Genomic DNA, 14,609 nt, shown 5'->3' with positions numbered 1-14,609 from the left:
TGAGCAGCCTGAACACATCGCCACCGACCGAGGGCAGGAACAGATGAGCGTCAACACCCGGGACATGGAGATCGTCCACCGCGTGCTCCGCCGTGAGTCACGGCTGCTGATGGAGCTCGTCGCGGCCGTCACCCCGGGTGACACCGCTCGCGCCAAGGTGATCGCCGACCCGACCACCTGGTGAACAACACTCCCAAGCTCACCCTGCTCACGCTCTTCGGCGCCGTCCTGGAAGAGGCGAACCCGGCCGAGCGCGCCATCGTCCTCAGCGGCCTCGCCACCCCGGTCCGCGTCATCTGGCACGTCATCGGCCGCCCCCGCTACGCCCGCCGTGTCCGCGGCTGAACCCTGCCCAGTCCGAACGTCGAAGGAGAACAACCATGTCGGTGAAGAAGCTCAACACCGTCCTGGCCACCGCCGTCGTCCTGTTCACCCTCTACCTCGGGTTGTCCTTCGTCCTGCCCCTCGGGACGTCCTTCCCGGGCCTGCCGAACTGGCCCTCTGGCGACAGCGGCTTCCCCATCGTGAAGGGCAGCCGCGAAATCGCGATGGGCCTGGCCATGGGCATCCTGCTGGTGTCGGGCCACCGCCGCGCCCTGGGCTGGGTTTTGCTGATGGTGGCCGTCGCCCCGTTCGGCGACATGGTCAACGTCCTGGCCCACCACGGCTCCACGGTCGCCGCGTTCGGCATCCACGGCCTGACCTCGGCGCTGATCGCGGTCACCGGCCTGCTGATCCTCCGCGAGACCGGCAAGGCGCGCATGATCCAGGAGGCCGCCGCCCCAGCGCCCGCCGCGCAGCCCGCCTGACGTCCCCGTAGCGCGGCGCGGTGTTCCTCGCTTCTTTCTGAGAACTCGAAAAGGGAGATGACAATGAAGATCAACGATCTGCGCGGTGTCCTCAAGGGGCGCGTGCTCCTGGCCGGTGACGACGGCTTTGAACAGGCGGCCACTGCGTGGAATCTGACCGTCAGGCAGCCGGTGGTGGCCGTGGCGGAGGCCGCGGACGCCGATGACGTGGCGGCGCTCGTGCGTTACGCGCGGCGGGCGGGTATGACGCTGACCGCGCAGCCGAGCGGGCATGGCGCCTCGGGTGATGTGGACGGTTTGATCCTGCTGCGTACCAGCCTGCTGAACGAGGTGGAGGTACGCGCGCAGGAGCGCGTGGTCCGGGTGGGCGCGGGCGTGAAGTGGGGGCAGGTGCTGGCGGCGGCTGGTCCGCTGGGTCTGACCGGCCTGTCCGGCAGCGCGCCGGGGGTGAGCGTGGCCGGCTACACCCTGGGCGGTGGGGTCGGTTGGTTCAGCCGCAAGTACGGCTTCGCCTCCGACAGCGTGCGGGCCATCGACATAGTGGATGCCGATGGCGAGCCGGGCCGGGTGACCGCCGAGTCCGATCCCGAGCTGTTCTGGGCGCTGCGCGGCGGTGGCGGGGACTTCGCGGTGGTGACCGCCCTCGAACTCGAGCTGTATCCCGTGCCAGTCCTGTACGGCGGGCGCGTGATCTGGCCGGAGCACCGGACCAGGGAGGTGTACGACGCGTTCCTGGAGATCACCGCCGAGGCCCCGCGTGAACTCAGTGTCTGGATCAACCGGCTCCAGCCCCCCGGCGCGTCGCCGATGGTGACGCTGGATCTGGCCTACCTGGGTGAGGCGGCTCAGGGGGAGGACCTGCTGGCGCGCATCGACAAGATCGAGGGCGCGATCTCCGACAGCCGCGGCGTCGTCCCGGTTGCCGATCTGGGTGACATCACCGCCGAGCCCACCGATCCGGCCCCATCCATCGCTCGTGGGGAGCTGCTCACCGGCCTGGACGCGGACGCGGTGGAGCTCCTGCTCGCCAAGCCGGTCGCACCACTCATCAACGTGCAGATCAGGCACTTGGGCGGGGCGCTCGCCGAGCCGGGCGGCGACGCCGGTGCGAGCGGCGCGGTGGCTGAGCCGTACCTGCTCGGCCTGCTGGGTCTCGGCCTGCCGCACACGGCCGATGCGACGCGCGCCAAGCAGGCCGAGGTCGTGGCCGACCTGGAGGCACACATCAGCGGCCGCAAGCCGTACACCCTGCTGTCCCCCGGTGACACGGCGGCGAACTCCTTTTCCGGCAACACGCTCGCTCGGCTGCGGGAGATCAAGCGGGCCCGTGACCCGCACAACGTGTTCCGCGCGAACTACCCCGTGCTCGGATAGATCGGCCCAGCAGGTCCGGCCCCTCTGCCCACCGGGGCGGCGGGGCCGCACCACACTCGCGTGGCCAGGATCTTTCGGGTGATGCGTTCGGCGATGGCGGCGACGCGGCTGGGGCTGGGGCGCGTAGGGGTGATGGCCCGGCTCACCCGGGTGGGACCACGGACGGACGGCCGGGTCAGCGGCGGGCGCGCTCCAGGGCGTCCCAGAAGCCGCGGCGCAGGGCGTGCCGGACCTCGTCGTGCAGCAGGAAGTCGATCGGCAGCGAGGACCCCTGCAGCAGTCGGGCCTCGAGATCGGACGGCATCCGGGGCTTGCGGGCGAGCACGGCCTCCAGCCACAGCGCGGGGGCGTCCCTGGCGACCGACTCGCCGAAGTCGTGGCCCTCCTTGTGCGCCGCCTTCACCGCCTCGGCGAGCGTCGTGGTGCCTCCCGTGTGAACCGGAACCGGAGCGGGCTGCGGACCCGTGTACGGCCCCAGCTGGGAGGGCGAGTAGCCGGCGGGGCCGGAGCCGTACTGGCTCTGCACCGGGCTGCTCGGCGGCGTCTGGACTCCCGAGGGCGGCGAGGGCGGGGTGGACGCCGGCGGAGCCGGCAGCGGGGTGCTCCCACTCCCGGGCGGCTGAGCCTGGCGCTGCTGCTGAGACGGCTGTACGGGCGGCTGCGGGGACTCCGGCGAGTAGCCGTTGTAGACCGGCGGAGACGGCTGCGCCGGAAGGGCCGGACGCGCGTGGGCGGCGGAGGACCGCCCGCCGCTGTGCGCCCCCGTGCCGTGCGCGCCAGTGCCATGGGCACCGCTTCCCTGGGCACCGCTTCCCTGGGCACCGCTTCCCTGGGCACCGCTTCCCTGGGTGCCGTTCACGTGAGTGCCGGTTCCCTGGATGCCCGTGCCGTGCGATCCGCCGCTGTGGGTGCCCGTGCCGGGCGTTCCCGTGGCGTGCGGTTGGGTGACGTTCGACGCCGCGCCGGAGGCACCCGGGTCGTGCGACGCGCTCTGCGAGGGGGTGCCGTGCGACCCCGTCAGCGGGGTCGCCCCGCCGTGAAGGCCGGCGGCGTGGCTCCCCTGCGACTGGCTGCTGTTCTGCTGCGACCCGTTCGGCTGTGTCCCGTTCTGATGGGAGCCGGTGAGGTGGGTTCCGTTGGACAGCGAACCGTTCCCATGGGGGACGAGGCCGTTGCCGTGGGACTGGCCGTTGCCGTGGGACTGGCCGTTGCCGATGCCGGGACCAGGGTCCACTCCGGTGAGCATCGTGACGTACGGCCGGAGATGGCCGCTCGCGATCTCGACGAGGTCGTCGCACTCCTGCCGCAGGGTGCGCGCCGCCGACCAGGCGCCGTCGGCGGCGATCTGCATGACGGTCACACGGATGCCGAGGTCCTGCGCGTCGCTCACCACCTGAGTGAGGTCCTCGTCGCCGCTGACCACGACCGCGTCGCAGACCGCGTTGTTGCGCGCCAGGGTCATGAGGTCGCGGTGGACCTGGGCGTCCACGCCCTCCCGCCGGCCCGGCCTGATCCGGCCGAGGCGGAGCTTGAGCCCGGGGATGTCCGCCAGCACGTCGTGCTCCGGCGTACGGCGGCCCTCGACGGTCGCCTCGTACCAGTAGCAGCGCAGGAGCGGCAGGCCGGTGCGCTCTCTTGACAGGTTGGTCAGGAGCTGCAGCAGGCCCGGATAGTCCCAGGAGACGGCCTCGCGATGGCGGGTCCCATGGACGGCCATCGCGCCGTCTGCCAGCAAGTAGCCGGCGTCAACGAACAGCGCGCAGCGATCCACGCGACACCGCCCTTCCTACGTGGCTCTCTCAGGGTAGACAAGCGTGTCTTCCCGCGAGGGTGATTCCCGGCGATTCAGCCCTCGCCCGCCTGGTGGGGGGATCGGGACGCCCACGACCCTGGGATCGGAAGCGTTCACGCCGACCGTACCAGTTTGTCCAGGTATCGCCTCCCACCAATTTGTTATGGAAAACGGGCGAGGAGGCGACCGGCGATGAAGCGGGAAGCCGAACCGGCGACGGTCGGCTCCCCTCCCCGCAGTGAGGGGAATTGTCAAGACCACGTTCTCGCGCTCACGACCGCGACGCCGAAGAAGACGGGGTCGCGCCGGGTGGCGAGCTGGAGTGCGGGGTGGGGTCCCAGGAGGGCGTGGAGCGTGTCGACCGCGACGCCTCCGTCGTCTCCTTGGCCCAGGACACCCTCCCGGCCCCGGTCCTCCCGGTCCCCGCCAGCGCGATCACTCATGGTGACGACCCCTGCCCTGACCCCCTCGCCGTTCCACACCATCAGGTCGATCCGCGCGGGCGCGCCGCCCGGGGCGAGGCCGTCGAGGGGGAGCCGCAGGGCCTTCTCCTCGCTCCCGATGACCGCCGCGGCGTCCAGGACCACGGCCCGCGTGTACGGCTGCCGCGCGTCCTCGGCCATCACCACCAGACCCCAGGCCGCGTGCCGGACCGTTCCCGTACGCGCCGGGGCGCCCGCGACCCACCAGCGGCCTCCACCCGCCGTGCGGACGAGAGAGGTCACATCGGCGAACGCCTGATAACCGGACCCGGTGGGCAGATTCCGCCGGGCGACCTCGGCGGCGTGCAGGGGCGCGTATCCCAGCATCCCCGGAGCGCGCACCCGGATGTCCTCCGCGGGAACCGCCCCCCGGCCACCGCCCGACCAGTAGAGGCCCGCCCACAACACCTGGCTGCCGGCGGGCAGGTCGAGATCGGCGCAACTGGACGTACGCGTCGAGGGGTCCCTGTCGAGGTCGACCGGCACGCTCACGCCCGAATCCCTGCCGCCCACGGCGGCTCCGCAGGGAGCGGCCGGCGCGGCGGAGCTCACGAGCGCGTTGCCGACGACCCGGGCGAGGAGGCGGCCGTCCGCGGCGAAGCGCGCGGCCGCGCCCGACGCGCGCACCCCCACGGTCGATTCCGCGGTGGTCTCCAGCCGCCCCGACCGCACCCGTACCGTGAAGGCCCGGCCCGTGGGCGCGTCCGCCGCCACGGCCACCTTCAGGAAGATCGCCGTCACCTCACCGGCCGCGAGCGGTCCCCGGACGCACCGCACCACTTGGCCCGACGCCAGGTGGCCCGACGCCTCACACGACCAGCCGTCACCCGCGCCGCTTCCCGAACGCGCGCGCTCCGCGCGCCCGGCCGCCGCACGCCCCTGACCGGCGCCGTCGCTCGACTCGGGGTCCTCCCGCACGGCACCGTCCTGCCCCACGCCGCCCGGCCTCGGCTCATGGTCCTGTCGCGTACCGCCGCCCGGCTTCGGCTCGTGGCCCTGTCGCGTACCACCGCCCGCCGCGCGGCTCCGGCCTCCGCGCCCGTCCTGACCCAGGTAGCGGACGCCGGGCGGGAGGGTGACCGTCGCGGTGACCTCGCCGGTGGCCGCGTCACCCGCGTTGCGCAGCCGTACGGCGACGAGTCCGGGCTGGCCGCGCAGCAGGGCGCCGAGCGGATCGATTGCGGCGACGAGCGCCTCTTTCGCCTTTCTCCCGCCACCTGCGGCCTTCTGGGCTCCACCGGCGTCGCTCCGGCCCGATCGGGCATGCTCGCGGGCCTCACGGCCGCGCTCCTCTGCCTGCGGGCGGCCATGTGCGGTTCCTGGCCGCACGAGTGGGGAGCGATCGGTGGCCGGACGGCCTGCCTGCGACTCGCGCCGCTCACGAGCCCGCTCCGGTGCCTGCCGTGCCCCGGCCTGCGCGCGGGCCTGGACGCTGCCCTGGGTACCGCCCTGCGCGCGGGCCTGGGCGCGATGGTCCTGGTAGGGGCGCCGGGAGAGCTGACCTCGCACTTGCTCCCGCTTGGGGGCCGAGGCCTGTGAGGCGTCGGCGTCGCGAGAGTCCTGGTCCCGACCGGCGAGGACGGTAGTCGTATCCGGCTCGCTCACCGCACGCCGGCCCGCCTGTCCCCCGCTGTCCTGCCCGCGACCCGTGAGACGCCCGGTCTCGCGGCCGGCACTTGCGTGCTGTCCGCCTGCGGGGCCCTGGACGCCGGAGGCCGCCGGTCGTCCGTCGTCGCGGCGTGGGGCCCGGTCATCCTCGCCCGCCCTGCCACGGCCGGGCAGCGATCCCGTGGCCTCCTGGCCCGTGGCTTCCCGTGCCGTGTCTTCCCGGGCCGTGTCTTCCCCTGCCGTGGGCTCCTCCCGCGGCGGCTGCCGGTCGGCACCGGGCGTGACCCTTCCGGTGATCTCGGGCATGCCGAGCGCGATGCCCGCGCTCGGCCCGTCGGTACCGCTTGCGGCCGCCGGATCGTCCGCGGTATTCGGCGCCGGGGTGCTCACGGCCGTCCGGGGCTCCTGGGCGCTCGGCCTCTGCGGGTCGTACGGGGACGCGGCGCCCGACGATCCGGCGTGGCCGGTGGCGGCCCGCGAACGCGAGGCGGCGCTGTCCACGGGCCGCGGGCGGTCGAGAGCCCGCGTCCCGTCCTGTCCTCCCGAGCTGCCGGTGAAGAGCATGCCCGCCGGCTGGGCGACGAGCAGGAAGGCGGCTGTCGCGAGGGCGGCCACGGCGATGCCTCCCAGCACCGCGCGATGCGGCGTCGGCACGCTCTGCACCAGTGCGGACAGCCGCGCCAGCGCCGCCCGCGCACGGGCGAACGCCACCCGCGGCATCCCACCCACCTTCGGGCCCACCTTCGCGAACACACGCCTGGTCATCGCTCGCGCATGGCCGTACATCGCCCCCGGCACCGCACCCACCTTCGCGCACGCGCGCCGGGTCGTCGTGCGGGCCCGGCCGTACGTCCCGCTCAGCAGCGCGTCCGCCCGTCCGCGCGCACGCCCTGCAGGACCGGTCCCGCCCTGGGCGGTCCGGACGGCCCCCCTCACGCGGCGGTCCGGGCGGCTCGTCCACGCCCCCATGTGATGGCGCACGGCTTCCAGCCGCGCCCGTGCCCGGGCGCCCACCCTGCCACCCACCCTGCCACCCACCCGGCCGTTCGGCCCGCGCCCGCTCGTGCCGCTCGTCATGCCGCCGCCGTACGGCCGTGAGCCTGTGGCGGCCGCGGTGGCGAGGTCCGCGAGGTAGTCGTCCACGGCCGGCCCGGCGACGAGCTGGCCGACGACGGCCCGCAGTTCCTGCGTGAGATCGACCAGCTGGAGGAAGACCGACCGGCAGTCGATGCACTCGGCCACGTGGGCGTCGACCGCGCCGGCCTCCTGCTTGGGCAGGCCGTTCTCGACATAGCGAAGGATCATGGACAGGATCGGCCGGCACTCGGCACGTGGGCCGTTCTCCAGGTGCAGCCGCAGGTATGCCTCCCGCAGGCCCTGACGGGCCCTCCGGGTGAGAAGGGCCGCGGCCCTGCCCGACAGGCCGAGCAGCGGGCCCGTGTCGGCGGGCCTGCCGCCCTCGATCTCCATGTGCCACAGCACCGTGCGCCAGCGTTCCGGCAGCGAGCGGTACGCCCGGGCGAGCGGCGAGCGCTCCAGCCCCGTGAGTTCGGGATCCACGTAGAGGGAGTCGCCGTCGGCCAGGTCGACCACTCCGGCGGCGGCGTAGCGGCGCACCGACGCGAGGAGGTAGGGCCGGAACGCGCAGGCGGGCCCGCCGCCCCGCCGCACCACCTCGAGCACTCTCGCGAAGGTCTCGACGAGGAGGTCCTCGACCACGTCCTCGCTCCGCACGACCTGCCGGGCCAGGGACCGCGCGGCGGCCGAGTGCCGCCGGTAGAGCGTCCCGAAGGCCGCGGTGTCGCCTCCCCGCACGGCCTCAAGCAGTTCCATGTCGGTATGCCGGACTTCTCTACGCATTGCGACCTCGCGATTACGATGAGTTGCACGGCGATACATTCCGCAGTCCATGTCCTGGCTAAACCGCTGGGGCCTCTTTACTCTCAGTAGTTTTCGCACGCCACACCCGGCCACCCGGCCCGTACGGCCCGCGCCGCGGGACCGGCCGTACGCTGAGCCTCATGAGTGACCGCGAGAGACTGCTGGACGAGATCAAGAACAAGGGCATCGTGCACGGCCGGGTCGTGCTGTCCTCCGGCAAGGAGGCCGACTGGTACGTCGATCTGCGCCGCATCACCCTGGACGGCGTGGCGGCGCCGCTGGTGGGCCGCGTGATGCTGGACCTCACCGAGGACCTGGACTACGAGGCGGTCGGCGGTCTCACGCTGGGCGCCGACCCGGTGGCGACGTCGATGCTGCACGCCGCGGCGGCCCGCGGCCGCACGCTCGACGCGTTCGTCGTGCGCAAGGCGGGCAAGGCTCACGGCCTGCAGCGCAGGATCGAGGGTCCGGACGTCGCCGGACGCCGGGTGCTCGCGGTGGAGGACACCACCACGACGGGCGGGTCCGTGCTCACCGCAGTGGAGGCGTTGCGCGAGGCCGGTGCGCAGGTCGTGGGCATCGCGACGATCGTGCACCGGGGCGGCGACGAGGCGCTGGCCGCGACCGGCGTGCCGTACCGCTCCGCCTACTCCCTGACTGATCTGTCGCTCACTGATCCGCGGATCGCTTCACACTGAACGCCTGCCGCTCGCCGGCCGGGCCGGGGGACCTGGCGGTTCCGTTCTCGAAGACCTGGACCGTGCTCGCGTCGTCGAGGACGACGTCGAGTTCGGGCTGGAAGTAGGACGCCTGCTCGCCCCGGGCCAGGTCCCGGTCGATGAGCACGTCGCCGCCGGGCACCCGGACGAACACGGGACACCGGTCGGCCCGGCAGACCACGCGGATGGTGGGCACACGGGGCGTGGAGGGCTCGGTGGAGGGCCCGGCGGAGGACTCGGCGGAGGGCCGCGCCGACGAAGTGGAGGCCGCGCCGGAGGCGGGCTCCTCCGAGCCGAACGTGGACAGCAGCGCTCTCGCGCCGACCACGATGACGGCGAGCAGCAGCACGGCCGCCAGACCGACCAGCGCCAGCCTGGCGATACCGAGGGGATCAGACCTGTGGCGTCCCACAATCGGGAGAGTAGCGGGTGTGAGGCATATCTCAGTACTGACCGGTCACTTCTTGTGCGGCAGCACTTTCCCGCAGGTCATCCGCCGACTCCGCGTAGGCGCCGGCCCACGGCCGGCGCGTCCCACCGGCGGCTTCACCGGGGGGCGTGGTGGCGGCCCTTGGGGGCGGCGGTGGCGGCCCGGCGGTTCTTCATGACCTCGCGCACAATGGGGATCACCGAGAGAAGGATGACGACGAAGACCCCAGGAAGGATGTACTTGTCGATGCCCTCGACCTTGCTGCCGAGGAAATAGCCGAGCAGCAGCAGGGCCTCGACCCAGACGACACCGCCGAGGGCGTTCCAGACGAAGAAGCGGCGCGCGTCCATCTCCAGCACGCCGGCCACCGGGTTCATGAAGGTGCGGACGATCGGCATGAACCGCGCGGCGACCACGGCCTTCGCGGGACCGAACTTCTCGAAGTAGAACTCCGCCTTCTCGACGTGCTCCCTCTTGAACAGCCGCGAGTCCGGCTTGTCGAACATCTTCCTGCCGACCTTCGCCCCCAGGAAGTGGCCCAACTGCGCTCCCGCGATCGCCGCCAGCGGTGCGCCGATCAGCAGAGTGGGCAGGGACAGAGGCGCGATCCCGAATCCCTGCGCGGCGGCGGCGGTGCTGAAAATTCCAGCGGTCACCAGCAGCGAGTCACCGGGCAGGAAGAACCCGACGAGCAGCCCCGTCTCGGCGAATACGATGGCGATGACGCCGATCGTCGCGAAGGCGCCGAGCATGCTCAGCCACCACTTCGGGTCAAGAAGGTCCAAGAGCACGTCCACGGGGCGAGCCTACCCGTCCCGGATGAGATGAGACTGAGAAGCGGCAGGGCTGTGGAAAACCGTGAATCGCGGAATGACCGTGGGTTTCCCGGCGCCCCACATACCCGGCTTTCCCGATCGGCCCGGCCTTCGGGATACTTGCCACGCCGCATACCGTCAGAAGGAGATGACTTCGCATGCCTATCGCGACTCCAGAGGTCTACGCCGAGATGCTCGACCGCGCCAAAGCGGGCGGCTTCGCGTACCCGGCGATCAACGTGACCTCGTCGCAGACCCTGCACGCCGCGCTGCGCGGCTTCGCGGAGGCGGAAAGTGACGGGATCATCCAGGTGTCGACCGGTGGCGCGGAGTTCCTCTCCGGCACCACCGTGAAGGACATGGTCACCGGGTCGGTGGCGTTCGCCGAGTTCGCCCGTGTGGTCGCCGAGAAGTACCCGGTGACGGTGGCGCTGCACACCGACCACTGCCCGAAGGACAAGCTCGGCTCGTTCGTCCGCCCGCTGCTGGAGATCTCCGCCGAGCGCGTCGCGCGCGGCCAGGACCCGCTGTTCCAGTCGCACATGTGGGACGGCTCCGCCGTGCCGCTGGACGAGAACCTCCAGATCGCCAGCGAGCTGCTCGACAAGACCGCCGCCGCCAAGGTCGTCCTCGAGATCGAGATCGGCGTGGTCGGCGGTGAGGAGGACGGCATCGTCGGCGAGATCAACGAGAAGCTCTACACGACGCCGGAGGACGCGCTGGCCGTCGCCGAGACCCTCGGGCTGGGCGAGCGTGGCCGCTACATCGTGGCCGCCACCTTCGGGAACGTCCACGGCGTGTACAAGCCGGGCCACGTCAAGCTGCGCCCGAGCGTGCTCAAGGAGATCCAGGACGCCGTCGGCGCCAAGTACGGCAAGGAGAAGCCGTTCTCGCTGGTCTTCCACGGCGGCTCCGGCTCCACCCTGGAGGAGATCCGCGAGTCGATCTCGTACGGCGTGGTGAAGATGAACATCGACACCGACACGCAGTACGCCTTCACCCGCCCGATCGTGGACCACATGTTCCGCAACTACGACGGCGTGCTGAAGGTCGACGGCGAGGTCGGCAACAAGAAGGCCTACGACCCGCGCGCGTACGGCAAGGCCGCCGAGGCCGGCATGGCCGCGCGCATCGTCGAGGCGTGCCAGCAGCTCAAGTCCGCGGGCACCAAGATCAAGTAAGGCGACGGCCGCCCGGCGGGAACCGGAAGATGCATCTTGTAGAGATCTTCGGACTCCCGCCGGGCGGCCTATACCTGGACAGCGGACAGCAGGTAAGACTGTCCCCGTGACTCCTCCGCTTCCATTGGGAAGCGGCTTCTCGCGCCCCCAGGCGGGGTCGGCGACGGACAAGCCCTGCCCGTGCAAAACAAAAGGACGGTTGCAAGGGAGCGGTCTGCAGACGGGTAAATTACTCTGATCAAATGGAATCGCACGAGAACCTCCTTGCCGGCCCGCCGCCCACCTTGCTGCCGGACACCCTCGAGGCGCGGCAGATGCTCGAGTCGGGCGCCAAGGCGGCAGACGTGGCGGCCCGCTTCCCCGCCTACTCGGCGGCCTGGGCCGCTCTCGCCGACGACTACTTCGCCGCGGGTCACGCCGTCACCTCGTACGCGTTCGCGCGCACCGGTTACCACCGGGGTCTCGACCAGCTGCGCCGGGCGGGCTGGAAGGGGCACGGGCCGATCCCGTGGGAGCACGAGCCGAACCAGGGGTTCCTGCGCTGCCTGAACGCCCTCGCCCGGGCGGCCCAGGCGATCGGCGAGAAGGACGAGGCCGAGCGCTGCGCCCAGTTCCTGCGCGACAGCAGCCAGGCCGCCGCGGAGACGCTCACCGCGAACTCCTGAACGACGTCTGAACGAGCGCCCGGACGACTTCTGGACGACTGCCGGAACGGGGCCGTACGCGGGACGACGGGCCCGTCTCGCGACTTAAGACTCCGTTCACCGTCGGCATGCCCCTCAGGTAGTCTCTGTGTGCAAGAGGCCCCTGCCGCGCTTGCGTCAGGGGCTTTCGTCTTGGTGCGGGAGTTAAACCATGCCGGCTGTCGTTCTCGTTGGCGCCCAGTGGGGCGATGAGGGCAAGGGGAAGGCCACCGACCTGCTGGGCGGCGACGTCGACTACGTCGTGCGTTACCAGGGTGGCAACAACGCGGGCCACACCGTCGTCATCGGCGACCAGAAGTACGCGTTGCACCTGCTGCCGACGGGAGTGCTGTCGCCCGACGTGGTGCCGGTGATCGGCAACGGCGTGGTCGTCGACCCGGGCGTGCTGCTCAGCGAGATCGACGGGCTGGCCGAGCGGGGCATCTCCTGCGACCGGCTGCTGATCTCGGCCAACGCGCACCTGATCATGCCCCAGCACAAGGCCATCGACAAGGTCAGCGAGCGTTTCCTCGGCAAGGCCAAGATCGGCACGACCGGCCGCGGCATCGGCCCGGCGTACGGCGACAAGATCTACCGCATGGGCATCCGGGTCCAGGACCTGCTCGACCCCGGCATCCTCGGCAAGAAGATCGAGGCCGCGGTGGGCGAGAAGAACCAGATCCTCACCAAGATCTACAACCGCCGTGGGCTCGACCCGGCGAAGGTGCTGGAGGAGTACCTCGGCTACGCCGAGCGGCTGCGCCCCCACATCGCCGACACCTCGCTCGTGCTCTCGCAGGCGCTCGACCAGGACAAGGTCGTGCTGCTGGAGGGCGGGCAGGGCACGCTGCTCGACATCGACCACGGCACCTACCCCTTCGTGACCTCCAGCTCCCCCACCTCGGGCGGCGCCTGCGCCGGTTCCGGCATCCCGCCGACCCGCCTGACCAGGATCATCGGCATCCTCAAGGCGTACACCACGCGCGTGGGATCGGGGCCGTTCCCGACCGAACTGCTGGATGAGCAGGGCGACTGGCTGCGCCAGACCGGCGGCGAGTACGGCGTGACCACCGGCCGCAACCGCCGCTGCGGCTGGTTCGACGCGGTCATCGCGCGGTACGCCACCCGGATCAACGGCGTGACCGACTTCTTCCTGACCAAGCTCGACGTGCTGTCCGGGCTGGAGCGGATCCCGGTCTGCGTGGCGTACGACGTCGACGGCGTCCGCCACGACGAGATCCCCATGACGCAGACCGAGTTCCACCACGCCACGCCGATCTACGAGGAGCTGCCCGGCTGGCAGGAGGACATCACCAGCGCCAAGACGTTCGAGGACCTGCCGCCGAACGCGCAGGCGTACGTCAGGGCGCTGGAGGAGATGAGCGGCGCCCCGATCTCGGCCATCGGCGTCGGCCCGGGCCGCACCCAGACCATCCAGATCCGCTCCCTTATCTGAGGATTAGTGGCGTACGCGCCCGGAACCGGAGGGTTCCGGGCCGCGGACGGGCGAGGCGGTAGGGTACGCCGCTGTGCATGGAAACGTTGAGCTGCACGGGCACCGTGGAGCGCGGGGCCTGAGGCCCGAGAACACCCTGCCCGGCCTGGCCTTCGCGCTGGAGCTGGGGGTCGACGCACTCGAGTTCGACGTCGCCATGTCCGCGGACGGGCAGCTCGTGCTCACCCACGACCTGCACGTGTCCGCCGTGACCAGCGCCGACACGGGCATGGCCGTTCCGGGGGACGAGATGTTCCCCTACGTCGGCAAGCCGATCATCGCGCTCACGCTGCCGCAGCTGCGCACCCTCGACGTCGGCGTGCGGCTGCCCGAACGGCCGGACGACCGCTTCGCGCTCACGCAGGTGCCGCTGCCGGACACCCGGATGCCGACGCTCGGGGCGGTGCTCGGCCTGATCGGCGCTCTCGGCGCCGACCACGTGCGCCTCCACGTCGAGCTGAAGTCCGATCCCACCCGTCCCGACCTGTGTGCCGACCCGCGCCGCTTCGTGGAGGAGGTCGTCCACGAGCTCGACCGGCACGACCGGTTGTCGAGAGCGGCCCTGCTCAGCTTCGACTGGCGCATCCTGGAGATCGCCAGACCGCTGGTCGAGCGGCGGTACGCCCTGGTCGAGCGCGACACGATGACCCCCGCCTGGATGAACGGCATCCGCCTCGGCGAGGTCGGCGGCGACCTCGCGGCGGCGGCCCTGGCGGTGGGGGCGACGACGCTGTCCCCCGACCGCGTGCTCGTCGACGAGGCGCTGATGACCGGGGCGGCCCGGCAGGGCCTGCCGGTCGTGGTGTGGACGGTCAACGAGCCCGACGAGGCCGCCCGGCTGATCGACATGGGGGTGGCCGGGATCGTCACCGACTATCCCGACCGCATGCGCCGCCTCTGGAAGGCCCGCGGCCTGCCGCTGCCCGACCCGGTGACCCCGCTCCGCCCTGTGGGAGCCTGAGCGCTCGGACACGGGAAGAGCCCCGCCCGAAGGCGGTTTTTTCAACCACCGAGGCGGGGCTCCAGGGTCACCCACAAGAATGGCTTTCACAGCCGATTACCAGCCAAGCCCATCAGACCGTGCCCGTCAAGTAGCTGAGCGTCACCCGGCCCAGCGTGTCGCCGTCGCACGGCCCGTGCGGCTCACTCCTCCACGGACAACGCGCCGGACGGGCAGAGCTGTACGGCCCTGTTCACGGCGGGCGCGACGTCGGCCGAAGGCTCGGCGTCGAGCACCACGACCGTCCCGTCGTCCTCGCTCTGGTCGAACACCTGGGGCAGCGTGAGCACGCACATCCCCGCACCGATACACCGTCCGGTGTCCGCCTTGATCTTCATTG

Annotated in this window: 14 protein-coding genes; 9 read left to right on the top strand and 5 right to left on the bottom strand. The window is 71.7% G+C overall.

Features of this window, described 5'->3' with window-relative positions; genetic code table 11:
* Window positions 1-43: 43 nt before the first annotated feature.
* From QSK36_RS12415 to QSK36_RS12400, 4 genes are all read left to right on the top strand, one after another.
* Window positions 44-184 carry a hypothetical protein gene (locus QSK36_RS12415; RefSeq protein WP_285782485.1) on the top strand — a complete coding sequence of 47 codons (141 nt, stop codon included), beginning with the start codon at window positions 44-46 and terminating at the stop codon, window positions 182-184.
* Complete coding sequence (locus QSK36_RS12410; RefSeq protein WP_221263842.1) at window positions 181-345, top strand: hypothetical protein; 165 nt, start codon at window positions 181-183, stop codon at window positions 343-345. The genes QSK36_RS12415 and QSK36_RS12410 overlap by 4 nt, the downstream gene beginning before the upstream one ends.
* A gap of 35 nt (window positions 346-380) precedes the next feature.
* On the top strand, window positions 381-809 hold the full coding sequence (locus QSK36_RS12405) for a DUF4267 domain-containing protein (protein ID WP_285782484.1): 429 nt from the start codon (window positions 381-383) through the stop codon (window positions 807-809).
* Window positions 810-872: 63 nt separating this feature from the next.
* A complete protein-coding gene (locus tag QSK36_RS12400; RefSeq protein ID WP_285782483.1) occupies window positions 873-2,183 on the top strand; it encodes an FAD-binding oxidoreductase in 1,311 nt (436 codons plus the stop codon).
* A 175-nt stretch (window positions 2,184-2,358) separates the two neighbouring features.
* Here QSK36_RS12400 and QSK36_RS12395 read toward each other — a convergent pair whose 3' ends face one another.
* Window positions 2,359-3,954: an NYN domain-containing protein gene (locus QSK36_RS12395; RefSeq protein WP_285782482.1), complete on the bottom strand. Its 1,596-nt coding sequence runs from the start codon at window positions 3,952-3,954 to the stop codon at window positions 2,359-2,361.
* A 272-nt stretch (window positions 3,955-4,226) separates the two neighbouring features.
* Complete coding sequence (locus tag QSK36_RS12390) at window positions 4,227-7,898, bottom strand: sigma factor (protein ID WP_285782481.1); 3,672 nt, start codon at window positions 7,896-7,898, stop codon at window positions 4,227-4,229.
* Window positions 7,899-8,086: 188 nt separating this feature from the next.
* On the opposite strand from QSK36_RS12390, the gene pyrE reads away from it, so the two are divergent.
* Window positions 8,087-8,644 carry an orotate phosphoribosyltransferase gene (gene pyrE / locus QSK36_RS12385; RefSeq protein WP_183537770.1) on the top strand — a complete coding sequence of 186 codons (558 nt, stop codon included), beginning with the start codon at window positions 8,087-8,089 and terminating at the stop codon, window positions 8,642-8,644.
* On the opposite strand, the gene QSK36_RS12380 is transcribed toward pyrE, so the two are convergent.
* A complete protein-coding gene (locus QSK36_RS12380) occupies window positions 8,616-9,077 on the bottom strand; it encodes a hypothetical protein (RefSeq protein WP_285782480.1) in 462 nt (153 codons plus the stop codon). The two genes, pyrE and QSK36_RS12380, sit on opposite strands and share 29 nt — an antisense overlap.
* A 134-nt stretch (window positions 9,078-9,211) precedes the next feature.
* Window positions 9,212-9,892 (bottom strand): DedA family protein, encoded by a 681-nt coding sequence (locus QSK36_RS12375; RefSeq protein WP_240808851.1) that lies wholly within the window; start codon window positions 9,890-9,892, stop codon window positions 9,212-9,214.
* Window positions 9,893-10,068: 176 nt separating this feature from the next.
* Between QSK36_RS12375 and fbaA the strand changes: the two genes are divergently transcribed.
* The 4 genes from fbaA to QSK36_RS12355 all read left to right on the top strand — a co-directional run bounded on the left by fbaA (window position 10,069) and on the right by QSK36_RS12355 (window position 14,230).
* Window positions 10,069-11,091 (top strand): class II fructose-bisphosphate aldolase, encoded by a 1,023-nt coding sequence (fbaA, locus tag QSK36_RS12370; protein ID WP_183537772.1) that lies wholly within the window; start codon window positions 10,069-10,071, stop codon window positions 11,089-11,091.
* Between the two features lie 242 nt (window positions 11,092-11,333).
* Window positions 11,334-11,756, top strand: coding sequence for a DUF3151 domain-containing protein (locus QSK36_RS12365; protein WP_139573840.1), 423 nt, complete (start codon window positions 11,334-11,336; stop codon window positions 11,754-11,756).
* Between the two features lie 190 nt (window positions 11,757-11,946).
* Window positions 11,947-13,230 (top strand): adenylosuccinate synthase, encoded by a 1,284-nt coding sequence (locus QSK36_RS12360; RefSeq protein ID WP_183537773.1) that lies wholly within the window; start codon window positions 11,947-11,949, stop codon window positions 13,228-13,230.
* A 73-nt stretch (window positions 13,231-13,303) separates the two neighbouring features.
* Window positions 13,304-14,230, top strand: coding sequence for a glycerophosphodiester phosphodiesterase family protein (locus QSK36_RS12355; RefSeq protein WP_183537774.1), 927 nt, complete (start codon window positions 13,304-13,306; stop codon window positions 14,228-14,230).
* Window positions 14,231-14,412: 182 nt separating this feature from the next.
* On the opposite strand, the gene QSK36_RS12350 is transcribed toward QSK36_RS12355, so the two are convergent.
* The gene (locus QSK36_RS12350; RefSeq protein WP_139573837.1) at window positions 14,413-14,607 is read right to left on the bottom strand and encodes a ferredoxin; all 195 of its coding nucleotides are present in this window, start codon (window positions 14,605-14,607) and stop codon (window positions 14,413-14,415) included.
* Between the last annotated feature and the right edge of the window lie 2 nt (window positions 14,608-14,609).

Source organism: Microbispora sp. NBRC 16548 (assembly GCF_030268985.1).
In the GTDB taxonomy this organism is placed as follows: domain Bacteria; phylum Actinomycetota; class Actinomycetes; order Streptosporangiales; family Streptosporangiaceae; genus Microbispora; species Microbispora catharanthi.
The sequence above is the reverse complement of the archived record's forward strand: the minus strand, read 5'-3'. Positions and strand labels throughout refer to the sequence as shown.